We start from the raw sequence: 23,265 nt of genomic DNA on the forward strand, positions 1-23,265 counted from the left end.
ACTGTCTGGGTCATGTCCGTCGTCATCACAGGTTCCATCGCCACCGACCACCTCATGAGCTTCTCGGGTCGCTTCTCCGAGCAGCTGCTGCCGGATCAGCTCGCGCACGTGTCGCTGAGCTTCCTGGTGGACTCGCTACAGATCCGCCGCGGCGGGGTTGGCGGGAACATCGCCTTCGCGCTCGGCGTCCTGGGCCGGCAGCCCCATCTGGTCGGGGCCGCGGGCGAGGACTTCGCCGATTACCGCGACTGGCTCGAGCGGCACGGCGTCGACTGCTCGGCGGTCCATATCAGCTCCGCATTGCATACTGCGCGTTTTGTGTGCACGACCGATTCTGAGATGGCGCAGCTCGCGTCTTTCTACCCCGGAGCGATGGGGGAAGCTGCCACCATCTCTCTGGCCGGACTGGTCGAGCGGATCGGTCGGCCCGAGATCGTACTCATCGGTGCCAACGATCCCACTGCCATGCATTCCCACACCGTGGAGTGCCGCAAGCTCGGTCTGGAGTTCGCCGCTGACCCCTCCCAGCAGCTGGCGTTCCTCGACGGGGACGCGGCCGGCGCGTTGGTTGACGGCGCCCGCTACCTGTTCACTAATGAGTACGAGTACGGACTGCTGCTCAGCAAGACCGGGTGGACGGCCGCGGAGCTGGACTCCAAGGTCGGCACTCGCGTGACCACCCGCGGCGGGAACGGCGTGGTGATAGTCGAGCAGGGCGAGGAGCCGATCGAGGTCGGGATCGTGCCGTCGACGAATTTGCTCGATCCCACGGGCGTCGGCGACGGGTTCCGAGCGGGATTCCTCTCCGGTGTGCTCGACGGACTGTCGCTCGAGCGCGCGGCGCAGTTCGGGGCCCTCATCGCCACCCACGTACTGGAGACCACCGGCACTCAGGAGTGGACCATCGACCCGGCTGCCGCCCGCCGGCGGCTCGTCGACACCTATGGCGACGAGGCCGCCGAGGAACTCTCCACGCTTCTGCCCGCGTGATTTCCTGTCCGGCGGGGCCCACTGGGCCCCGCTAGAGGCGTACCGGGTACTCGCGCTGCTCGATGTCCGGGATGATCCGGCCCTCGACGAAGATGCCGTGCCAGATCATGAAGCACAGCATGGTCCAGATGCGGCGACTGTGGTCGGACTCGCCCCGCCGGTGCTCGTCGAGCATCCGCATCACGGCGCCCTTGTCCACGTACTCGTCGGTGCCGGACGCCGCCACGTGATCCCGGGCCCAGTCGTGCAGCTCGGGCCCGGCGAGCCAGTGGCGGGTCGGCACGGGAAAGCCCAGCTTTTTACGGTGCAGCACGTGGGCGGGCACGATCCGCTCGAGCGCTTTGCGCAGGGCGTACTTGGTCGTGCCATGGGCGACCTTCTCGGTGTGGGGGAGTCGCGAGGCGACCTCGTAGACCTCACGGTCGAGGAACGGCACGCGCAGCTCGAGAGAGTTGGCCATGGTGACCTTGTCGGCCTTGACCAGGATGTCGCCGCGCAGCCATGTGAACAGGTCCAGGTGTTGCATGCGGGCGACCGGGTCCCACCCGCGTGAGCGCTCGTAGATCGGCGCGGTGACGTCCTGGTGGCTCCATTCCGGCCGGTAGTCGCGCAGCACCGCGCGAACCTGGTTCTCGGAGAAGGAGCGGGCGTTGCCGTAATACCGGTCCTCGAGACTCATCGAGCCTCGGTGCAGCAGACTCTTGCCGCGCGTGCCCTCGGGGATGAGCGTGCTGGCCCGGCCCAGCGCGCGCCGGATCCCGCCCGGCACTCTCTCGAACGGCGCCAGCGACAGCGGCTCCTTGTAGATGGTGTAGCCGCCGAAAAGCTCATCTGCGCCCTCGCCGGAGAGGACCACCTTGACGTGTTTGCGGGCTTCGCGGGCGACGAAGTAAAGGGGGACCAGGGCGGGATCCGCGACGGGCTCGTCGAGGTACCAGATGATCTCGGGGATGGCGGCGGCGAACTCCTCGGGGGACACCACCTTGACGATGTGTTCCACGCCGATCGCGGCGGCCGACTCGGCAGCGACGTCGATCTCGGAGTACCCCTCGCGCTCGAAACCAGTGGTGAATGTCAGCAGGTTCTCGTTGTGTCGGCGGGCCAGTGCGGCGATCGCGGTGGAGTCGATGCCTCCGGATAGGAAGGACCCCACGGTGACGTCGGCGCGCATGTGCTTGGCGACGGAGTCCTCAAGCGCGGCGGCGATCTCGTCGTAGCGGCGCTCGGCGTCGCCGTCGGCGAAGGGCACCACGGGAAAAGTGGGCTCGAAGTAGCGCTCGATCACCGGTGCGGTGCCGGGGGTGAGGGTGGCGTGGCAGCCGGATTCAAGTCGTCGGACCCCGCGGGTGAGAGTCTCGTCCTCCGGGACGTACTGGAGAGTGACGTAATGCTGGAGGGCGCGGGTGTCGAGGGAAGTGTCGACGACGACGAGGTCGAGCAATTCGGTGACGGACTTCTTTTCGCTCGCGAACACCGTTCCACCGGGCCCGGTCGCCATGTATAGGGGCTTGATGCCGAAGGGGTCGCGGGCGACGAACAGCGACCGTTCGACGGTGTCCCAGATCGCGAAGGCGAACATTCCGCGGAGCCGGCTGACCGCGGTGGGGCCCCAGTGATGGAACGCTACGACGATCGGTTCGCCGTCACCCTCGGTCTCGAACGTGGCGCCGTGCTCGCGCTGCAACTCCTCTCGGAGCTCGAGGTAGTTGTAGATCTCCCCGTTGAAGACCAGCGCATAGCGGTCGGGTTGCTCGGGCGGGCCCCAGCGCAGGGGCTGGTGCGAGTGGGCGATGTCGATGATCGACAACCGATTGAAGCCGAATGCCATGTCACCGTCTACCCAGGTGCCCACCTCGTCGGGGCCGCGGTGACGCTGGCACCCCATGGCGCCCAGTACCCGGGCCTCGTGGGTACGGGCGGAGCCGTCGGGGGTGATCAGACCAAGCAGGCCACACATGCGTCGGGTACCTCGTCCATCGTCGTCGGGGCGTCAGCGGTGACCCGCCCGCGCGGGTCGCGACGCGATCGAATACTACTGGTCCGCGCTGGCCCTCCCGCCTCCCGCGGACGGCGCGGGGGGCTTCCGGGTGAATTGCCGGACCCGCGGCTGCCATTCTGAGAGCCGTGGTCTACTCTTTTAAGGTGTCCCGGCCACGTGGCCGGTGCCGCTGATCAGGAAGGCGTGATGGTGGAACAGCGTGACGGGCGTCGTCGGACGCGCAGAGCGACACTCGCGGTGTCTCTCGGCACATTGGGCTTGCTGTTGTCCGGTTGTAGCCTCCACACCGACAACAAGTGGTGGAACCAGACGATCAACTTCGGGTTCCCGAACGGGATCACCCCGGAGGGCATTGCGATCCGCGAGTTCTGGACGGGCACCGTCGTCACTTCGCTGATCGTCGGCGTCTTCGTGTGGGGCCTGATTTTCTGGTCGATGGCCTTCCATCGCAAGCGGAAGAACGACGACGGCGAGTTCCCGCGTCAGACCGCGTACAACGTGCCGCTGGAGCTGATCTACACGGCTGTGCCGTTCGTGATCATCTCCGTGCTCTTCTACTTCACCGTGGTCACGCAGAACAAGGTTCTTGATCTCCGTCCGGAGGAGGAGGTCGGCGTCAAGGTCGACGTCACCGCATTCCAATGGAACTGGAAGTTCGGTTACAACAAGGTCGACGTCGCGGGTGTCAGCATCGAGGACGGCACCAACTACGAGGCGCAGCGCGCGGCCGAGGAGGCCGGTGTGCTCTCCGACGAGCAGCGGGCGGCCCTCGGGCACGAGGGTGAGCTCGCCGCCGGTGGCCCGATCCATGGCCGTCTCGCCGAGGACAAGTCGTACCTGCACTTCAACAACATCGAGACTGTCGGAACCTCCGAAGAGGTCCCAGTGCTGGTGGTGCCGACCGGCACCCGAATCGAGTTCCGACTCGCGGCTGCCGACGTGGTCCATTCCTTCTGGATCCCCGAATTCGTCTACAAGCTTGACGTCATGCCGAACCCGGCCAGGAACCAGCAGCTGAGCATGTTCCAGATCGAGGAGATCGAGCGCGAGGGCGCTTTCGTCGGGCGGTGTGCCGAGATGTGCGGCATCTACCACGCGATGATGAACTTCGAACTGCGTGCTGTATCGCCCGAGGACTTCGCGGCGTACATCGCGTTCCGTCAGGACAACCCGACTGCGAGCAACGCTCAGGCGCTGGAGTCGATCGGCCAGGAGCCGTACGCGACCTCGACTGCACCGTTCAAGACCGGCCGCAGCGATACCCGTGACCAGAACAACATCATCGAGACCGCGTCGGGCAACTGACGGCTCTCCCGGTATCACGCGAAGGATTCCTGAACGATGAACGCAACAGTACGAATTTTCGACGCCCTGTTTATCTTCCTGGGTGTCCTAGGTATCGGGTATGCGTACCTCACCGGTACATCGCGGACGGGCGTCGAGTGGGTGGGCACGACCGCCTTTATCCTCTCGTCCGGCCTGGCCCTGCTGATCGGCGGTTACCTCAGGTTCGTGGCGCGGCGCATCAGTACCCTGCCCGAGGACTTCGAGGAGGCCGAGGTTTCGGACGGCGCAGGTGAGCTGGGCTTCTTTAGCCCGCACAGCTTCTGGCCGGTGCTCGTGGCCTTCTCGGTGTGCATCGTCGGCTACGGTGCGGCGTTCTGGAACTGGTGGGTGCTGATCGGTGGCGCCACCTCCCTCATCATCTGCGCTTCTGGCCTGGTCTTCGAATACCACTGGGGTCGCGAGAAGCACTGACCTCCTCATCGCCTTCGGCAAGGGCCCGGCGTCGCACACCGCGACGCCGGGCCCTTTCGTTGTTGTCGGGGGCCAGGGGCGTCGTGAAGGCGCGGCCGGCGTCGGCATTGTCGCCGCTGTGTTCGGTGCGCTCGGCGTCCAAGTGCCGCCCCCTCCCGCCTGCGGACGGTCGCCCGCCACCGCAGTCACTCGATCGTGTGTTGGATAGGGCAAACGCGAGCAAGACGGTCCGGCACTCTAACCTTCTCGGCCGTTAAGCCGGTCGCCAACTCACACGGGCCCCGTCCGCTGGGAGCGGACGGGGCCCGTGTGAGTTGGTCAGGGGACCGCGGGGGCTACAAGCCCATGTCCTTGGCGATGATGGACTTCATGACCTCGTTGGTGCCACCGTAGATGCGGTTGACACGGTTGTCCGAATACAGCCGGGCGATCGGGTATTCGTTCATGAAGCCGTAGCCGCCGTGCAGCTGAAGGCAACGGTCGATGACCTCGGCGGCGACTTCGGTGCAGAACAACTTGGCTGAAGCCGCCTCCGCAGCAGTTAGTTCGCCGGCGTCCAGCGCCTCGAGTGCGCGGTCGGCGACTGCCTGCGCGGCATCGACCTTGGCCTGGCAGGCGGCCAACTCGAACTTGGTGTTCTGGAATTCGGCGACCTGCTTGCCGAACACGGTCCGCTGCTGCGTGTACTCCTTGGCGAAGCGCACCGCCGCCGCGGCCTGGGCGTAGGCGCCATAGGCGATGCCCCAACGCTCGGACGGCAGGTTCTGGCCGAGGTAGTAGAAGCCGCGGTTTTCCTCACCGAGCAGGTCCTCGACCGGCACCTTCACGTCCGTGAAGGACAACTCGGCGGTGTCGGAGGTCTTGAGGCCGACCTTGTCGAGCTTGCGACCCACCGCGTAACCCTCGAGCTTGGTGTCGACTGCGAGCAGTGAGATGCCGAACCGGCGGTCGTCCTCGCGCGGTGGAGCGGTGCGGGCGCACACGATCACGCGGTCGGCGTGCACGCCGCCGGTGATGAAGGTCTTGGCCCCGTTGAGGACGTAGTGCGTGCCGTCCTCGGAGAGCTTGGCGGTGCTCTTCATCCCGGCCAGATCCGACCCCGTGCCAGGCTCGGTCATAGCCAGTGCCCACATCTCCTCGCCAGAGACGAACTTGGGCAGGTAACGCTGCTTTTGCTCCTCTGTTGCCAAGGCCTTGATGTAGGGCAGTCCGAGAAGGACGTGGACGTTCGAGCCGCCGAAGTTCACGCCAGCCCGGGCGATCTCCTCGGCCTGGATCGCCTCAAACTTGTGGGAGTTGATACCGGCGCCGCCGTACTCCTCGTCGACGTTGATGCCGAAAAGGCCGAGATCGGCGAGTTTGTAGTAAAACTCGCGAGGGACGATGCCGGCCTCGAACCAGTCTTGGAAGTGGGGTGTCACCTCGGACTCGATGAAGTCGCGGAGCGTCTGGCGGAAGGCTTCGTGGTCTTCGTTGAACACAGTGCGGAGCAAGTGCGTGCCTTTCCCTGGGACGACCCGCTCCGGAGCGGCCCACCGTGCCGGAGGGGAGGGGAGGGGGACGTCGTGGTGAGTGGACTTCTACTGACCAGTAGCATACAAGAACGTGGGCTATGCCACCTGATCCGCAATTCTTCCCGGCGGACGGATTAGTGGTCCCGGGGAGTGAATTCCAAACCGTCGTCGGCGACGATCCGGATCGGTCCCCTCACGTCGGATCCGCTGACCCGCTCACCGCGCTGCGTCACCGCGACAACGCCGTCGTCGCAGAGTTCGAAGGCCACCTCCCTCGCCGTGGGCATGAGGTCACGCCACTCGGCGCCGCCGACCGCCCGCGCCGCGTCAGACGGACAGGTTGAGCCATCCCCCCGCGAGCGCAGGAGCGTCCTGATCGTCGCGGCGATGCGGTCGCGAGTCCCCTCGTCTGTCGGTTCCCACCACGGGGTGCCGCGCTCTCCGAGTGCGACCTTGGCGTCGTTCACCATGACGCGCGCGGCGTCACCCTCGATCTTGACTAACCGACGACCGGTCATGAGCGCGGCGACGAGTTCGGAGCGCAACTTGTCCGGTATCGAGGGGTCCGTGGCCCGCCATCGACGTCCTCTGACCACGATGTAGTGGCCGTCCTCAGTGTGCTCCACGTCCCCGCCCCGGCTGGCGTCCCCATTGGCATCGGTCATTCTTCGATTCTGCACTCGATCGTCCGCGCCCCCACCGATCGGGAACGAAGGTACCGCCGCGAGGGGCGGTGTTAGTGTCACTAAGGGAAGTGGAACGTGTTCCACTGGAGATGACCAACAGAAGACTAGGGGCTCCCGTGACGGCGCAGGACAGCACATTTGACGAGGAATTCGACGTGGTGGTCGTGGGATCGGGGGTGGCCGCCCTTTTCGGCGCCGCGTCAGCCGCAGCCCGCGGACTGTCGACCTGCCTGATCGAGAAGACCGACCGCTTCGGCGGGACCTCCGCGTACTCCGGCGGCGCCGTGTGGCTTCCCGGCAACTCCGTGCTTGCCCGAGACGGGGTTGAGGACTCCGTGGAACGCGGGCGCACGTACTTCCGTGCTGTGGTCGGCGACCGTACCGCCGCGGATGTCCAGGACGCATTCCTCAACACCGGACCGCTGGTCGTCGACTTCCTTCAGGATGAGTTGGGTATCCCCACACGATTTCAGGCGTTCCCCGACTATTTCGACGCCCCGGGTCGCCAGGAACTAGGTCGCAGCATCTACCCCAAGCCGATCAAAGGCGAGGAGGTCGGGGACCGGGTGACCGACATTCGACGCCCGGTGCCCGCCGACCAGTTCGGTGCGGACGAGGACACCACCAGGCTTGAGGGCGGACGGGCCTGGGTGGCCCGACTCGTGCTCGCCCTGGACGCGCTGGACGCCGCCGAGACACGCTTGAACACCGCCGCCGACGAGCTGGTCCGCGACGCCGAGGGGCGCGTGGTCGGGGTGGTCGTGCATGGCGACTCCGGCCGTCAGGTGCTGGGAGCACGCCGCGGGGTACTGGTCGCGGCAGGCGGATTCGAGCGCTCGTCCGACCTTCGTCAGCGCTGGCAGGACATGCCGACCGCGGACTGGTCCTCGTCCCACCCCGATACGGGCTCCGGCGACGCCGTCCGCATGTTCGAGGAGGTCGGGGCCAAGCTGGACCTGCTCGACCAGTCCTGGTGGTGCCCCGCCACCCTGTTTCCCAACGGGCACGCCGCCTTCACCCTGGGTTTCCGTTCCGGGCTGATCGTCGACGGAACCGGAAAGCGGTTCGCCAACGAACTCCTGCCGTACGACCAGATGGGCCGGAAGATGCGGGCCCGCATGGCAGACGGAGCCGGCGACGAGTTCTGGCTCGTGTTCGACGACGCGGAGGCCGGCGGATACCCGGCGATCTGCATTCCCGCACCCGAGCCCGACGAGCTGCGAAATGCCGGTCTATGGCACACCGCCGGATCCGTCGAGGAGCTGGCCGACGCCACCGGGCTCGACCCGGTAGCGCTGCGCGAGAGCGTAGATCGCTTCAACGGCTTCGCCGAGCAGGGCAGGGATTCCGACTTCGCACGCGGGGAGGACCCCTACGGGCGGTTCTTCCTGGGCGCCTCGACGCCCGAACAATGCCTGCGTCCGGTTGGCGGGGACCGACTCCACGCCGTCCGGCTCGTCCTTGGCGACCTCGGCACCAAGGGCGGCGCGGTGATCGACTCGAACGGCGCCGCGCTCGATGCCGACGGCCACCCCATCCCGGGCCTCTACGCCGCTGGCAACTCGTCGGCGTCGGTATCGGGGGAGGCCTATCCGGGCCCGGGCGTTCCGCTGGGATCCGGGATGGCCATGGCGTACCGGGCGGTGGCCGACATGGCCGGCCAGCCCCTGCCTATCGCTCCGTAAGCTGCGGGCGGACACTGGCCCCCGGGGTCAGTGTCCGGCCCAGTCGAGGAAATCGGCGGCGGTGAGGACCGGGGTGCCCCACTTGTGGGCCGCCCGCGCCTTGACCGATTGGCTGCCGGCTTCGGCGACCACCAGGGCATCGCATCGGCTTTTGGTTACAGCGCCCACGGGGACCAGGTGGTGACGGGCGGCGAGAGCCTCCATCTCCTCTCGCGAGACGAGGACTCCGGAGGAATCCAGGGCGCTGCCGGAGAAACAGACCCGCGCCCCGGGTCGAAGTATGTCGGCGGGTCCGGCCGTTGGCGGTACCTCCAGCCCCCGGGTCAGGTCAGTGCCCACGATCCGCGAGGTCATTCGCAGCCGGTCGATCACGTCAGCGGTCATCGGCACCCGTTGCGCTGCGAGGCGGATCTGCTCGGCGACGAGCTCGCGCGCCCCGGCGACGAGATCGCGGTCGCCAGGGGTGACGAGCCCGTCGTCGTCGCCGCCGATGCCCGGTCGCCCGTCGCGGACCGGACGGTCCAGCAGCGCGGCACCCACGTCGGCGCTGATCGCGAGGACCGCCGACAGCTGGGGGAGCGCCGTTGAGGTTGGCGGTCGAACGTCTGTGTCACGACTGAGCAGGTAACTGACCGGCGCTTCGTCGATGAGGTCGGCGTCAAACGTCCCGGCCGCCGCGTCGTCGAGGACTAGGCGGCCGTGGGCTGTCAGCGCCGCCCGTGCGCGGATGAGGGCTGACCCGGCACGGGACCGGGCCCGCTCACCAGGGCTGAGGACCTCGGCCCGGATGTCGATACCGAGTGGCATCGACACCTCGCGACCAAGCCGCGCGAATTCGGCGACCATTTGGCCGAACGTGGCGTCGAGGTCCACGCCGACCGGTGTGTAACCGTCCATCAACGGCGCGAGCATCGCCCACGCCTCGAAGAGCGTCGGAGCGAGCAGGACGTCGGCGACGGAGATCCCGCACTCCGTTCGCGCTCGGGCCAGGTCGCGCTGCGGGTTGACCAGCGTGGTCACCCCAGTGCCGTCTGGGAAAACAACGGCCAGTTCCACGGGGCGCGATTTAGACCGGGGGCCGTCCTCGCCGACGGTCAGCACTGCGATCGCGCAATAGCGACGCGTGGAGGTCCTTCCGCCCGGCGACCTCAGGAACCGGATGATCCGACGGTCGGTTTTGAGATCCCCGGGCAGCACCGGTCGCGTGAGCACCAGACCCTCGAGGGAGCGGCATCGGCTCAATGCCACGTAGAGCTGGCCTGCCGCGAATGTACCCCCGCTGAGGTCCACGACGACCCTGTCCAGGGTCTGCCCCTGGCTCTTGTGGATGGTGACGGCCCAGGCGAGCGTGAAAGGGAGTTGGGTAAAGCTGCCGACCACCTCGTGACGCAACGCGCCACCAGCGGTATCCGGTCTGGTGACGTCCCAGGTGTGCAACGCAACGTCGGCGACCTCGCCGCCCGTGAACTCGACGACGACGACGGGCCCCCTTTCTCCGCGGTCGCCGCGTCTCCCGAGCGTCACGTCGACCACCCGTCCAATGGAGCCGTTGACCCACCGGTCGGCAGGGTCATTGGTCAGCATCATGATCTGGGCGCCGATCTTGAACGTCAGCACCTGCTGGGTCGGGAGCTCGAACCCTGTGAGATCTCCGGTGACCGTTGCTTCCGACGCCAGATCCGACCCGGGCAGACGCTCGAGGCGCCGCTGATTATGTCTCGCCGCCCGGTTGTTGGTGGTGGCGAGCGTCAACCAGAACTCGTCGTCCGGGGGAGCGAAGCTCGGATCGGTCCGGGAGTTGAGGCGTTCGCGAGCCGCGCCGACGAGCGTGCCTTCCCGAATCGAATTGAGGATCGCGGTGAGCTCCGGGTCGCCGGACTGCCGGAAGACATGGGTCAGATCGACGGTGGGGAAGTCCGCTGGGTCGTAATGCTCGGCCGAGAAGAAGTACGGCGTCGGGTACGTGGCCTCGAAGGACGATTTCTCCGATGCGGTGACGACTGGGGGCAGTTGGAAGAGATCACCGACGAGGATGAGGCGGACACCCCCGAACCGCATCGTCGGGTCCGGGCCGAACCGCTCTAGGGCGATCGCGATCATGTCGAACACATCGGCCCGGAGCATGGAGACCTCGTCGAGGACGAGGGTGTGGGCGCCGGCCAGTGCCTGGGTAAAGCGACCGGGGCGGTAGGCGTTGCTGCGCACGTGCTCGACTGTGTGGCCGGGATGGAAGCCGAACAGTCGATGAATGGTGTACCCGCCCACGTTGAGGGCAGCGATGCCGGTGGGCGCGGCGACGAGCGTGGGCTGGTCGGTCTCTGAGAGAAATCGTCTTATGAGAGTCGACTTTCCGGTTCCGGCCTTTCCCGTGAGGAAGAGGTCGTGTCCCGAGTGAAGGAGCTCGAGGGCGCGGTCGAACTCCTCGGTGAGCACGATGTCGGACCCGGGGTCCAGGTTCGCCCGATGATCGCTCATGTCCACCTCTCTCCGGACTCGAGGAACAGGGATGAAAGGACTGCGGGCCGGACCTCCAAGTGGAGATCCGGCCCGCAGTCGGGTGCTAGAGGGGAATCAGCGCTCGTCGTGGCGACGTGCCCGGTTCTCTTCCTGCAGTGTGGTGAGCATCGCATTCTCTCGGTGGTGCTTGTCGTGCTCGGCGTCGTCGAGCAGACGGGCCTCCTCGATCGGGTCGGCGGTAAGCGCGCCCCGGATCGGACGCCCCGCAACACCAAGCTGGTTCATCTTGGTAGGCACCTTGGCGCCGGCGTACTCGAGTGGGACCGCGTGGCCGTGCTCGTCGATCTCGCCGAGCGGCTGGTGCACCTCGATGAACTCACCCTGCGGCATCCGCATGATGATGCCGGTCTCGATGCCGTGCTCCAGCACATCCCGGTCCGCGCGCTGGAGACCCAGGCACAGGCGGTAGGTGAAGAAGTACACCAGCGGCGGCAGGACGATCAGGCCGATCCGGCCCGCCCATGTCGTCGCGTTCAGCGAGATCGAGAAGTGGTACGCGATGAGGTCGTTCGTACCCATCAGGACGAGGATCACATAGAACGTGATCGCCATCATGCCGGCGGCCGTGCGAACGGGCACGTCGCGCGGACGCTGGAGCAGGTTGTGATGCGCCCTGTCGCCGGTGACCTTGGCCTCAATCATCGGATAGGCGAACATCAGGGCGACCATCGCTCCGAGCATCACGGCTACCCAAGTGGTCGCCGGGACGGTGTACGGGCCAAGGTAGAGCTCCCAGGCTGGCATCACACGGGCGCCACCCTCAGTCCACAGCATGTACCAGTCAGGCTGCGAGCCCGCCGAGATATGAGACGGGTTGTACGGCCCGAGGTTCCATATCGCGTTGATGGTGAACAAGCCCGAGAAGAGCATGAGCATGCCGACCGTGATGGCGCCGAACGCGATGGACTTGACGGCGAACACCGGGAGGATCCGGACACCGACGACATTGTTCTCGGTGCGGCCGGGCCCGGGGAACTGCGTGTGCTTCTGGTACCAGACCAGCGCGAGGTGAGCCGCGATCAGCGCGAGGATGATCGCCGGGATGATCAGGACGTGGAGAACGTAGAAGCGCGGGATCATCAGTTCACCGGGGAAGTCCCCGCCGAAGATCATCCAGTGCATCCATGTCCCGATGACGGGCAGGCCGACGATGATGCTCGAGGTGATCCGGAGACCGGTGCCCGAGAGAACATCGTCAGGCAGGCCGTAGCCGAGGAACCCCTCGACGATGCCCAGGAGCAGCAGCACGCAGCCGATGATCCAGTTGGCTTCACGTGGGCGGCGGAATGCTCCTGTGAAGAAGATGCGGATCATGTGCACGACCATCGAGGCGACGAACAGCAGCGCCGCCCAGTGATGGATCTGCCGCACGAAGAGTCCGCCACGGACCTCGAACGAGATGGTGAGCGCCGTCTCGTAGGCGCGGGAGATCTCGATGCCGTTGAGCGGCGCGTACGCACCCTGGTAGATCACCTTCGACATCGAGGGGTCGAAGAACAGGGTGAGGTAAACACCCGAGATCAGCAGGATGATGAAGCTGTACAGGGCGATCTCGCCCAGTAGGAAGGACCAGTGCGTCGGGAAGACCTTGTTGATCTGCCGGCGCAAGCCCTTGGACATGGTGTATCGCGAGTCCAGGCCGTCGCCCAGTGCCGCGAGTTTCGTGTTGTTGCTCATGAACGACGCTCCCAGAAGGCAGGTCCGACCGGCTCGATGAAGTCACCGTTGGCAACGAGGTAACCCTCGCTGTCGACGGCGATGGGCAGCTGCGGAAGCGCACGGGCGGCGGGGCCGAAGATCGGCTTCGCGTACTCGAGCGCATCGAACTGCGACTGGTGGCACGGGCAGAGGAATCGATGGGTCTGCTGCTCGTACAGCGAGGTGGGGCAGCCGAGGTGGGTGCAGATCTTCGAGTAGGCGTACAGGTCGCCGTAGTTGAAGTTCTCCTGGCCCTTGCGCTTGGTCACGCGAGCTGCGTCCTCGGGGCGGAAGCGGATGAGCATGACCGAGTTGCGCGGCCCGTGGATCGAGTGCATCTGCTCCTCGAAGTTGCCCAACGCGCTGGCGGGGAGAGGGAAGACGGACTCCAAGCCACCGGCCGAGAGGTCGTCCACGCGGATCCGCTCGAGGCGACCCTCACCGGCCGGCGGGGTGCCATCGGGGTACACCTTGCCGGTGTCGCGGCCGAGGTAGACCTTCTCCGCGGGCATGCCATCGGGACGGTTATCGGACGCCAGCGTCCACCCGGTGGTGTGCAGGGTCCCGTCTCCGGCGATGTTCATCTCGCCGCGCTTCCACGGGTTCTTGATCATGCCACCGAGGGGCAGGATCGCGGAGAGGCCGATGAGTCCGACACCCGCACCGAGGAAACCGCCCATGACCTTGCGGCGGCCGAGGGTCGACGTCTTCCACGAGTCGTTGAGCTCGGCGACGAATGTACGGCGGTCGAGGTCATCCGAAGGACCGTCGTGGCGAGTCTGGACCGAAACCTCTTCGGGAATGAACTTCTTGGTGAACTGCACTGCGCCGAAGCCGAGGAACAGGATCGACAGACCGATCGTGACGCCGAGGAGCGGCGTGTAGACCAGGTAGAGCCAGTAGCCGTCCTCACCTTCACCGCGGTACTCCCACGGCCAGAAGATGTAGACGACGGCAAAGGCGAGGCCGAACAGTGCCGACAGCGCGAACCAGGTGGTGACGGTCCGTGCAGCACGCTTCTCGGCGCGGGTGGTGACTCCGTCGGGCCAGCGCTCCTCGCGGTGCCGGACTTCGACCTCGTCTAGCTCGGTGCCCAGCTTCACGAGCTCGGCATCGCTCATCCGGTCCAGGTCGGCCGGTGACGGGTTCTTCGGGGTCTCACTCATGAACGGGATCCGATCCACAGGGTCGCACCGATGAGGGCGACGATGCCGACAAGCCACATGGCCACACCTTCGGTCACTGGACCGAGGCCGCCGAGGCCGTAGCCTCCCGGCGATACCTTGTTGTCCGTGTCCTTGATGAAGGCGATGATGTCCTTCTTCTCGTCAGGCGTGAGCTGGCGGTCCGAGAATCTGGGCATGTTCTGCGGGCCGGTAAGCATCGCCTGGTAGATCTCCTGCTCATTGGCAGGGTCGAGAGTCGGCGCAAACTTACCGGCCGAAAGGGCCCCACCGCGGCCGGTGAAGTTGTGGCAGGACGCGCAGTTGAGCCGGAAGAGCTCGGAACCGCGAGCGATGTCCTCGGCGCGGTTCTCGCCGGTCGCTCCGCGGAGCGACTCCTGGGCGATAGTGCCGTCCGGATTGGTGATCAGTCCCGGCCCGCCACCGTGAAGGTCGACATACGCCGCGAGGGCCATGATCTGGTGCTCACTGTAGCGGGGCTTCTTGCGCTCCGCCTGGGCCTTGTTGTCGGCCGCAGGCATGCGGCCGGAATGTACTTGGAAGTAGGCGGAGCCCGCGCCGACGCCCACGAGTGAGGGGCCGCGGTCCTCGACGCCCTGCAGGTTCTGCCCGTGGCAGGTGATGCAGGCGACGTCGTAGATCGACTTGCCCTCGGCGATGAGGGCGGCCTGGTCCTGCTGGGCCGTCGCCACCTGGGGCTCGGGCACGACTGCCGTGGCGATCGCTCCCGCGCCGAGCAGGCCGGCAGCGATGACGAGCGCGCCGGTCGCCTGACGGCGCCGCTTGGTCGAGGCCGGACGCGTCGGCGACGTCGCCGGGTCCGGCGACGGCATGTCCGCAGCGGGTGGGTGAGGTGAGTTCATTGTGAGTTCCCTTTGGAGTTGGGACCTGCTGGACACAGCGTCCTGCGGCCAGCTGACTACTGGATGAAGTAGATGGTGACGAAGAGGCCAATCCAGACCACGTCGACGAAGTGCCAGTAGTACGACACCACGATGGCGGCGGTGGCCTGTGCCGGCGTGAACCGAGACATCGTCGTCCTCATGACGAGGATGACGAAGGCGATCACTCCCGCCGCGACGTGGAGGCCGTGGAAACCGGTGGTGATGAAGAAGACTGATGCGTACACGCTCGAGGGGATGGTGGTGCCCTCAAGGACCAGTGCCAAGTACTCATACGACTGCCCGATGAGGAATACCGTGCCCATCACCGCGGAGATGACGTACCAGCGGCGGAGTCCGAAGACGTCTCCCTGCTCGGCGGCGAATACGCCCATCTGGCAGGTGAACGACGACGCCACGAGGATGACGGTGATCGTCAGGGCGAACGGCACGTTGAGGTGCACCGGATAGGAGGGCCAGTCACCTCCCGAGTTCGCCTTGGAGACGAAGTACATCGCGAACAGACCCGCGAAGAACATCAGCTCCTGGGACAGCCAGACAATGGTGCCCACACTGACCATGTTCGGCCGATTCAGCGAATGAACACGCTGGGCCATGGCCGATCCTGAGTTATCTACTGCGCTCGTCACGAGGCCAAGTATGACCCCTCAAGAGCGATGAGTCTGCATGGACCCCCGAAATCGGCGTGTCAGTTCAGCGTTTCTGCAGGTCGTCTCAGATTTCGCCACGTCACAGGTCGCAAGTGGTCCCCCTTGCAGGGGCTATCAGGGCGCTCTCAGGCGCCCTGAGCGGTTCTTCGCACGAGTGCGTGCGGGGAGTCCGCGCTCGCGTCAGGTCGGCCCAGTGGCACGATTGACCACGTGTGCGCGGTCCCCCTGCGGTGTGGGCTCGCTTTCATGACACCAGAGGAGGTCGGGACACGTGGGCAGTTCGGCAGCGTTCGACGGGGGGCAGTCATGGCCCGGGGTCCTCGGCACCCTCACTGCTGGCAAAGATCTCGACCCGACGGATGCCCGCTGGGCCATGGCCCGGATCATGGAGGGTGTTGCGACTGACGCTCAGATCGCCGCGTTCGGGGTGGCCCTCAAGATGAAAGGTGTCACCGGTCCGGAGCTCGACGCGCTCGCGTCGACCATGCTCGACTATTCGCATCGGGTGCCCACCGATCGCGCCTGCGTGGACATTGTCGGGACGGGCGGGGACCGGCAGGGCACGGTGAACATCTCGACAATGTCGGCACTAGTGGTGAGCGCCTGCGGAGTGCCTGTGGTCAAACACGGGAACCGGGCGGCATCCTCCAAGAGCGGCGGAGCCGACGTCCTGGAGGCTCTTGGGGTGGCGATCGATCTCGGCCCAGAGGACGTGGGGCGGTGCCTGGACGAGGTCGGTGTGGCTTTCTGCTTTGCACCCGTATTTCATCCCGCATTGCGATTCGCCGCGACTCCCCGTCGGGAGATCGGGATTCCGACCGTGTTCAACATCCTCGGTCCGCTCACGAACCCGGCCGCCCCTGCGGCCAATCTCATCGGCTGCGCGTTCGAGAGCCTGATGACGGTGATGGCTGAGGTGTTCGCGCTGCGCGGGAAGTCGGCGCTCGTGGTACGTGGTTCGGACGGGCTTGACGAGATCACCCTGACCGGCCCCACTCGGGTTCTGCGGGTCTCGGGTGGCCACGTGGACGAGGACCAGATCGAACCCGGCGATTTCGGGTTGAGTACCTGCTCGATCGAGGAACTGCGCGGCGGGGACGGTGTCCACAACGCCGGGGTCGCGCGCGATCTCCTCGCGGGCGCGCCGGGCCCCGTCCGCGACGCGGTGTTACTGAACTCTGCGGCCGCGCTGGTGGCCTTCGACGGCCTCGAGCGTGGTGCCGATCTGGTCGCCGCCATGCGCGCGGGGGTGGACCGGGCCGCAGCGGTGATTGACGACGGCGAAGCTGCGCGGCTGCTCGAGAAATGGGCCGCGTTCAGCGTGAGCTGAACGCGGCGGGTCCGCGATGTTCGGCGGCGGCTTTCTCGGCCTGCTCCGCCCAGCCGGCGAGTGTGTGCGCACCATCCAGGGGGAGCGACCAGCACCCCTCGACTGAGACGATGCGGGTCGGCGTCGAATCGATCCATCGGTGGACGTTCCGGATTTGGGCGGCGGTGGCTCCGGCGAAGGGCCCGGGTCCTGCAGTCACGGTGGTCGCGGCCGCTCGGAGTCCGTCGATGACGGGCATGGGTGCAGCACCGGGTGGGACGACCCCCGAGCCGGCGAGACGACCGTGTCGTACCACTGCCACCGCCCAGGTGCGGCGTGGTGCCGGTTGCACGAGCACGACCTCGGGAAGCGCAGCCGTGGCGGCGAGCTCCTGCCGCCGGGCGAGCACACGCACGAGCGCAGCGGTGCGATCCCGGAGCCGTGCAGCCCGCTCGAACGCGCCCTCGGCCGCCAAAGCCGCGACCCGGTCGACTAGGTCACGGAGCGGGCCGGAGTCCCGCCCGTCCGCCAATGCCGCCCAGCAATCGGCTCCCGGGTCGGTACCGAGCTCACCGAGGAGATCCTCCCAGGCGACCCGCGCGTCCTCGGCCCGCCGGAACGGCCCGATGGCTGACGGGTCGTCCGGGGTCCTGATGACCCGTGGTCGGGTGGCCCGACCGGTGGGCGGCGTGAGCCACCAGCCGCGCCGAGGGCTGCGCGAGCGCGTGTTGTACGGCGGCTGCAGTGAGTCGATGAGCTGTTCCTCGACGGTCCACGCCTCGAGGAGGTGGGCACAGGCCACCGAGTCGACGGAGGACGCCAGTCCGACCATGGTGCGCATCCGTCCGCGCGTGTCCCCGCCGGAGAAATAGGAGCGTGCCCGTCTACGGACGGCGCCGGACGACCCGACGTACAGTGCTCCGCCGGACTCGTCACGGAACACGTAGACGCCCGGCCCGCCGGTGAGCGACTCGGTCATGGTTGCGCGCCTTCTCACTTCGGGGGCCAGGCGACCGTCGTATGCGCGCAGTTCCGAGAGCGTCGAGACACCGCAGTCACCCACACGCGAGATCAGTGCGTGCAGGACATCTACCGTGGCGCGCGCATCCTGCAGGGCTCGGTGGTTGGGTTCGACGGTGGCCCCCAAGTGGGCGGCGAGTACTCCGAGTCGATGCCCCCGAGTCTCCCCGCGGTGCAAGACCCGCCTGGCGAGAGACAGTGTGCAGAGAGAAGGCGGATCAGGCCACGGGTGCCCTGTGGTTGCGGCGGCGGCCCGCAGGAACCCCAGGTCGAACCGCGCGTTGTGTGCCACCACGACGGCGCCGCGCGAGAACTCGAGGAAAGTCGACATGACCTCCCCGAGAGCCGGTGCGCCAACCAGGTCCCCGGGGGCGATCCCGGTCAGTCTGCTGATGTGGCCGGGAAGAGCTCCGCTGATCGCGACGAACGTCGACAACTCCGCCTGCACCTCACCGCCACGGACGCGCACCGCTCCAATCTCGGTGATCTCGTCGCTACCGGGCCTTGTGCCTGTCGTCTCCAGATCCACCACCACAAAGGTGACGTCGGAGAGTAGTGGTTCGAGCTCGTCGAACGCGACCTGCACCCCGGTTGTCACGGGGGAGGGGGATCGGGACATGCCGGCGACGGTAGCGGCGCCCTCCGACAAGTCCGTCCTCGCAGTGCTTGTCGGACCTCCTTTCTAGGGTGCGATGCGCAACGACCCCTCCGGACCGGATAGCGGCTCGGTAACGAACGGGCAACACGCCCAGGACGAAGTGTGAGGTAGATCATGTTCTCGATCGATTGCGGCAGTTGCCCGGCTCGGCCCGATGTTTGTGATGGGTGCATCCTGTCCGTGCTTGATGGCGGAAATGTGCAGGTGGACGAGCTTTCGCCGGAGTCGTGTGGCTACGTTCTGGACCCAGAGGTTCGTGACGCTATCGACGTGCTGAGGGGGCTCGGAATGGTCTCGGCGATCGAGATTCTGGATGTTGAGGCCGCCGCGTGAGCGATGAACTGGACTTCGAAGAGACGGTTTCGTAACCTTTTCGAGACCTCGGAAGTCATCGCCCGCCCGCCGGTGGGGAGCCGGGGTCACGCCTAAGCGCCGAAGGGTGCACCGGGGAACCAAGATCCACTGGGGTGAATCGCACGAGGGCCAACTGGCCCGAAGAGCGTAGGACAGACTTCCGTGTCCGAACCCGTCAGCTAACCCGGTCGGTGTCGCAGGAAGAAAGAGGAACAGTCTTCGTGGGAGCCCACAGCATCAAGACCAGCTCGACCGGCCGTCGTGTCGCCGCCGCCGGCCTGCTCGCAGCCGGAGCGGCTGTCGCCGGCTCTGGGACCGCCGCCGCCGCGCCCGTCACCGTCGACGTCCCCGTCGAATTGCACCTGCCCGGTGTGCCGACCCAGGTCAGCTTCGACCTCCCGGAGGGCATCGAACTCCCGGCCGGTCTCGCCCAGGCGGCCCCCGTTGAGTTCGCCGCCCCCGCGCCGGTCGTCTCGACCGGTCAGCGCATCCTTGACGCAGCCAGCACCCGCGTCGGTTCGCCCTACGTCTGGGGCGCAACCGGCCCGAGTTCGTTCGACTGCTCAGGTCTGACCTCGTGGGCCTACAAGGAGGCGGGTATCTCCATCCCGCGTACCAGCCAGGCCCAGATCGGTGGGGGCACGCAGGTGTCCAAGGCCGACCTGCAGCCCGGTGACATTGTCGCCTTCTACAGCGGCGCCAGCCATGTGGGGATCTACGCTGGCAACGGCCAGGTCGTCCACGCCCCGTACTCGGGCACCTCGGTGAGCTACGCCCCGTTGGACTCCATGCCGTTCTACGGCGCGACCCGATACTACTGAGTCGGTCCGACTCCCAGAGCTTCGCAGACCCCGTCGGCGTCCGGTGATGAACCGGTCACCGGCGGGGTCCGTCGTCTGCAACATCCCACTCGGTTACCCAATTTCACGGTAGGCGTCGACATGACGTTGACACCCGTGAGGCCCACGATCCCAATCCAAGGGTTCGACAACACCAGATGCGCCGTTACCCCAGCGCGGTTGCGATCGCCGCGGCCGCTGCCACCTCGTTGATCCTCGACGTCGCAGTGGCCGGGAGCCCAGACCACGGCATCTACTACCTCGATGATCCCGGGGCGGGGAATCTGGGGCGACCCGCGCTGCTGTCCTCGCGACGAGCCCCAGCGACCTGGTTCACAGGCTCGACGCTCTCCGCCAACTGTCTGGGGCTACTACCGGTGCGCTGGATTCCTCCAGGCGGCGTCGGTGGACGCGTCACCCCTCAGACATGTCGCACGAGCGGCGGCCGCGGCGGCTCCGTGGCACCGGGCGGGGCAGGGGCGCATCCGATTCTGTGGCAGGCTCGGAGTCGATGACCAAAACGCTGTTGATCACCAACGACTACCCGCCACGGCCGGGTGGGATCCAGTCGTACCTGGAGACGTATCTGAGCTACCTGGACCCAACGGATGTCGCAGTGCTCGCCTCGACGTTCCGGGGTGGTGAATCAGCGCAGTACGACGCCGGCAAGCCTTACCTGGTGGAGAGGGTGCCAACCGAGATATTGCTCCCGACACCGGACCTCGCGGCGCGCGCGAGGAGACTCGCCTCGGACTTCGGCGCGACCACAATCTGGTTCGGGGCCGCCGCCCCCCTCGCAGCCATGGCGCCAGTGCTGCGGGAGGGCCCCGTGGACCGCATAGTCGCGAGCACGCACGGCCACGAGGTCGGCTGGTCCATGCTCCCGGGATCCCGCCAGGTCCTCCGACTGATCGGGGAGTCCACCGACGCGGTCACCTACGTGAGCGACTACACGCGGAGGCGGTTCGCGGCCGCGTTCGGCCCCCGCGCGCGTCTCATACATCAGCCGGGCGGGGTCGATACGGAGAGGTTCCGGCCGGATCCGGCCCGGCGTAGGGCGATCCGTGACCGGTACGGAGTCGCCGACCGCGACGTCATCGTGTGTCTTTCCCGACTCGTGCCGCGGAAGGGACAGGACGCGCTCATCCGGGCGATGCCGGAGATCGCGAGACGAGTGCCCGGAGCGGTCCTCGTCGTCGTCGGCGGGGGGCCATACCGGCGCACACTGGAGGCAATGGCCCGCCGCCTGGGAGTGGCGGACCGGGTCATCTTCACCGGACGAGTTCCGGCGGACGAGATCGTCGACCACCACCGACTGGCAGACGTCTTCGCCATGCCGTGCAGGACCCGCGGGGGAGGGTTGGACGTCGAGGGGCTGGGGATCGTCTACCTTGAGGCGTCCGCGTGCGGGGTTCCAGTCGTGGCAGGCCGGAGCGGCGGCGCTCCGGAGACCGTCCGAGACGGGCGGACTGGGTTGATCGTGAACGGAACCTCGGACGGGGAGGTCGCGGACGCTGTCGCCGGTCTACTCGAGGACCGGCCTAGAGCCTCCGCCATGGGAGTGCGCGGCCGCACCTGGGTCCTGGAGAATTGGCGCTGGGAAGACCTGGCCAAAAACATGGAACGCGTGCTCTCGGGGGAGTAACCCTCGAGAGCACGCGTTCCGCCGCGCAGGTGGATCAGGCCGCGCAGGTGGATCAGGAGTAGAACGACTCGATCTGGCGGGCGTACTTCTGGTGCACGACATTGCGCTTGACCTTCAGCGACGCGGTGAGTTCACCGGTCTCCTCGGTGAACTGGTCTGGCAGCACGTGGTACTTCTTGATCGACTCGGAGTGCGAGACGGTCCGGTTGGCCCGCGCCAGGGCTTTATCGAGGTGCTCGATCATGTCGGCATCCTTGAGTAGCTCGTACAACGAACCAGACTTGTCGTTGTGTCTCTTCCACCGCTCGACCGCCTCGGGGTCGAGGGTCAGCAGCACGGAGACGAACGGTTTCCCGTCGCCAACGCACACCGCCTCGGCTACGAGCGGATCCGCGCGCAGCGCGTCCTCGAGCTGGCTGGGCGAAACGTTCTTTCCTCCGGCCGTGACGATGATCTCCTTCTTTCGGCCGGTGATCGTCAGGTAGCCCTCCTCGTCCAGCGAACCGAGGTCACCGGTACGGAACCACCCGTCGATGAAGGCCTCGGAGGTCGCCTTCTCGTTCTGCCAGTAGCCCGAGGCCACGACGGGCCCGCTGACCTCGACCTCCCCGTCCTGCGCGATCCGGATCGCGCAGCCGGGCAGCGGCTGCCCGACACTGCCGATCCGCATGTGGCCGGGCGTGTTGACCGCGATCGCGGCACAGGTCTCAGTCAGGCCATAACCCTCGAAAATGTTGACCCCGATGCCGTCGAAGAAGTGGGTGAGGCGCTCACCCAGCGCCGCACCGCCGGAGATTGCGACCTCGCAACGCCCACCAAGTGCACCGACCAGCTTTGCGTAGACCAGCTTGGAGAAGATTGCGTGGCGGAGCTTGAGGAGCGGACCCACCCGGCCCTCACCCCGATTGGCCTTGGAGTACGCGACCGCCGTGTCGGCGGCCTTGTCGAACATCCAGGCCTTGACCGTGCCGCCGTCCTGCGCGGTGGCCTGGGCCGTGTTGAAGACCTTTTGGAAGACGCGCGGCACGGCCAGGATGTAGTGCGGCTTCATCTCGGCGAACGTGCCTACGAGATTGGACAGGTCCGACGAGTGGGCGATCTTTACGCCCGCGTGGAAACCGGCGTAGGTGATGGCGCGCGCAAGCACGTGGGCCAGGGGCAGGAACATCACCGTGGTCGCCTCGTTGCGCAGGTACTCCCTGAACGGCGTCTCCAGAACAGCCAGGGCTTCGGACATGAAGTTGCGGTGGCTGAGCATGACGCCCTTGGGGCGGCCCGTGGTGCCAGAGGTGTAGATCAACGTCGCGGGGGAATCGGCACGCACGGAGGCCCGGCGCTCGTCGAGAACCGAGAAGTCGACCGACGCGCCCTCCGCAGTCAGGATCTCCAGGGCTGGGGCGGCACCGTCGATCACTAGGATGTCGTCAACGTCCAGTCCGTCCACGCCCTGCCGAGCGGTGGCGGCGTGCTTGTCGTTCTCGACTATGATCAGCCGCGCAGCGGAGTCCTCCATGATCCAATGGATCTGGTCGGCGCTCGAGCTGTCGTACACCGGGACGGTGACCGCGCCAACGGCCCAGATCGCGAAGTCGATGACGTTCCACTCGTACCGGGTGGAGCTCAACAGCGCGACCCGGTCGCCCGCCTGGACACCCCGTGCCACCAGGCCGCGGGCTATCGTCCGGACCTCCTCGGCGAACTCGCGGTTGGTGACGTCAGTCCACCGGCCGTCGACAGGTTTCTGGAACGCCACGTTTTCCGGGGTCTGTTCCTCTCGGTCGTATGCCGACTGAACGCAGGACCAGTCGTCAGGGACGGTGAAGTTGGCTGGTACCGCGACGTATTCGCGCAAAGGGT

The 23,265-nt window shown here is 66.7% G+C and carries 18 protein-coding genes and 1 riboswitch; of the genes, 8 read left to right on the forward strand and 10 right to left on the reverse strand.

The features are described 5' to 3' along the window. Nucleotides 1–12 precede the first annotated feature (12 nt). Nucleotides 13–990 (forward strand): carbohydrate kinase family protein, encoded by a 978-nt coding sequence (locus FQ137_RS13590; protein WP_149293130.1) that lies wholly within the window; start codon nucleotides 13–15, stop codon nucleotides 988–990. Between the two features lie 31 nt (nucleotides 991–1,021). Here FQ137_RS13590 and asnB read toward each other — a convergent pair whose 3' ends face one another. Next, nucleotides 1,022–2,947 (reverse strand): asparagine synthase (glutamine-hydrolyzing), encoded by a 1,926-nt coding sequence (gene asnB / locus FQ137_RS13595; RefSeq protein ID WP_149293131.1) that lies wholly within the window; start codon nucleotides 2,945–2,947, stop codon nucleotides 1,022–1,024. A gap of 228 nt (nucleotides 2,948–3,175) precedes the next feature. On the opposite strand from asnB, the gene FQ137_RS13600 reads away from it, so the two are divergent. Continuing rightward, nucleotides 3,176–4,294: a cytochrome c oxidase subunit II gene (locus FQ137_RS13600; RefSeq protein WP_188065079.1), complete on the forward strand. Its 1,119-nt coding sequence runs from the start codon at nucleotides 3,176–3,178 to the stop codon at nucleotides 4,292–4,294. A 36-nt stretch (nucleotides 4,295–4,330) separates the two neighbouring features. After that, nucleotides 4,331–4,747: a cytochrome c oxidase subunit 4 gene (locus tag FQ137_RS13605; RefSeq protein WP_149293132.1), complete on the forward strand. Its 417-nt coding sequence runs from the start codon at nucleotides 4,331–4,333 to the stop codon at nucleotides 4,745–4,747. A gap of 335 nt (nucleotides 4,748–5,082) precedes the next feature. On the opposite strand, the gene FQ137_RS13610 is transcribed toward FQ137_RS13605, so the two are convergent. Together FQ137_RS13610 and FQ137_RS13615 are read right to left on the reverse strand one after the other, a co-directional pair. Continuing rightward, complete coding sequence (locus tag FQ137_RS13610; RefSeq protein WP_149293133.1) at nucleotides 5,083–6,240, reverse strand: acyl-CoA dehydrogenase family protein; 1,158 nt, start codon at nucleotides 6,238–6,240, stop codon at nucleotides 5,083–5,085. Nucleotides 6,241–6,395: 155 nt separating this feature from the next. Next, entirely contained in the window at nucleotides 6,396–6,926 is a 531-nt protein-coding gene (locus FQ137_RS13615) for a DUF3253 domain-containing protein (RefSeq protein WP_149293134.1), read from the reverse strand. Nucleotides 6,927–7,063: 137 nt separating this feature from the next. Here FQ137_RS13615 and FQ137_RS13620 point away from each other — a divergent pair, with 137 nt between their 5' ends. Then, complete coding sequence (locus FQ137_RS13620) at nucleotides 7,064–8,632, forward strand: FAD-dependent oxidoreductase (RefSeq protein ID WP_149293135.1); 1,569 nt, start codon at nucleotides 7,064–7,066, stop codon at nucleotides 8,630–8,632. 27 nt (nucleotides 8,633–8,659) lie between these two features. On the opposite strand, the gene FQ137_RS13625 is transcribed toward FQ137_RS13620, so the two are convergent. The 5 genes from FQ137_RS13625 to FQ137_RS13645 all read right to left on the reverse strand — a co-directional run bounded on the left by FQ137_RS13625 (nucleotide 8,660) and on the right by FQ137_RS13645 (nucleotide 15,562). Continuing rightward, nucleotides 8,660–11,107 (reverse strand): AAA family ATPase, encoded by a 2,448-nt coding sequence (locus FQ137_RS13625; RefSeq protein WP_188065036.1) that lies wholly within the window; start codon nucleotides 11,105–11,107, stop codon nucleotides 8,660–8,662. 96 nt (nucleotides 11,108–11,203) lie between these two features. Beyond that, nucleotides 11,204–12,826: a cytochrome bc complex cytochrome b subunit gene (locus FQ137_RS13630; RefSeq protein ID WP_149293136.1), complete on the reverse strand. Its 1,623-nt coding sequence runs from the start codon at nucleotides 12,824–12,826 to the stop codon at nucleotides 11,204–11,206. Further along, nucleotides 12,823–14,013 carry a ubiquinol-cytochrome c reductase iron-sulfur subunit gene (locus tag FQ137_RS13635; RefSeq protein ID WP_149293137.1) on the reverse strand — a complete coding sequence of 397 codons (1,191 nt, stop codon included), beginning with the start codon at nucleotides 14,011–14,013 and terminating at the stop codon, nucleotides 12,823–12,825. The genes FQ137_RS13630 and FQ137_RS13635 overlap by 4 nt, the downstream gene beginning before the upstream one ends. Beyond that, nucleotides 14,010–14,864: a c-type cytochrome gene (locus FQ137_RS13640; RefSeq protein ID WP_255584390.1), complete on the reverse strand. Its 855-nt coding sequence runs from the start codon at nucleotides 14,862–14,864 to the stop codon at nucleotides 14,010–14,012. Before FQ137_RS13640 ends, FQ137_RS13635 begins: the two co-directional genes overlap by 4 nt. An 86-nt stretch (nucleotides 14,865–14,950) precedes the next feature. After that, on the reverse strand, nucleotides 14,951–15,562 hold the full coding sequence (locus tag FQ137_RS13645) for a heme-copper oxidase subunit III (RefSeq protein WP_149293139.1): 612 nt from the start codon (nucleotides 15,560–15,562) through the stop codon (nucleotides 14,951–14,953). A 292-nt stretch (nucleotides 15,563–15,854) separates the two neighbouring features. Between FQ137_RS13645 and trpD the strand changes: the two genes are divergently transcribed. Further along, the gene (trpD, locus tag FQ137_RS13650; protein ID WP_149293140.1) at nucleotides 15,855–16,913 is read left to right on the forward strand and encodes an anthranilate phosphoribosyltransferase; all 1,059 of its coding nucleotides are present in this window, start codon (nucleotides 15,855–15,857) and stop codon (nucleotides 16,911–16,913) included. On the opposite strand, the gene FQ137_RS13655 is transcribed toward trpD, so the two are convergent. Then, nucleotides 16,900–18,531: a DEDD exonuclease domain-containing protein gene (locus tag FQ137_RS13655; RefSeq protein WP_255584363.1), complete on the reverse strand. Its 1,632-nt coding sequence runs from the start codon at nucleotides 18,529–18,531 to the stop codon at nucleotides 16,900–16,902. The genes trpD and FQ137_RS13655 overlap by 14 nt on opposite strands. Nucleotides 18,532–18,684: 153 nt before the next feature. On the opposite strand from FQ137_RS13655, the gene FQ137_RS13660 reads away from it, so the two are divergent. From FQ137_RS13660 to FQ137_RS13670, 3 genes are all read left to right on the forward strand, one after another. Beyond that, complete coding sequence (locus tag FQ137_RS13660) at nucleotides 18,685–18,903, forward strand: hypothetical protein (protein ID WP_149293142.1); 219 nt, start codon at nucleotides 18,685–18,687, stop codon at nucleotides 18,901–18,903. Between the two features lie 79 nt (nucleotides 18,904–18,982). Next, nucleotides 18,983–19,133, forward strand: a riboswitch (cyclic di-AMP (ydaO/yuaA leader). Between the two features lie 12 nt (nucleotides 19,134–19,145). Next, nucleotides 19,146–19,745, forward strand: a complete 600-nt coding sequence (locus FQ137_RS13665; protein WP_149293143.1) for a C40 family peptidase — start codon at nucleotides 19,146–19,148, stop codon at nucleotides 19,743–19,745. Between the two features lie 529 nt (nucleotides 19,746–20,274). Then, a complete protein-coding gene (locus tag FQ137_RS13670) occupies nucleotides 20,275–21,408 on the forward strand; it encodes a glycosyltransferase family 4 protein (RefSeq protein WP_149293144.1) in 1,134 nt (377 codons plus the stop codon). A 52-nt stretch (nucleotides 21,409–21,460) separates the two neighbouring features. Here the strand turns inward: FQ137_RS13670 and FQ137_RS13675 are convergent, their stop codons facing one another. Beyond that, nucleotides 21,461–23,260 (reverse strand): long-chain fatty acid--CoA ligase, encoded by a 1,800-nt coding sequence (locus FQ137_RS13675; protein ID WP_149293145.1) that lies wholly within the window; start codon nucleotides 23,258–23,260, stop codon nucleotides 21,461–21,463. Nucleotides 23,261–23,265: the final 5 nt, after the last annotated feature.

This window comes from Dietzia sp. ANT_WB102 (assembly GCF_008369165.1).
Lineage (GTDB): Bacteria > Actinomycetota > Actinomycetes > Mycobacteriales > Mycobacteriaceae > Dietzia.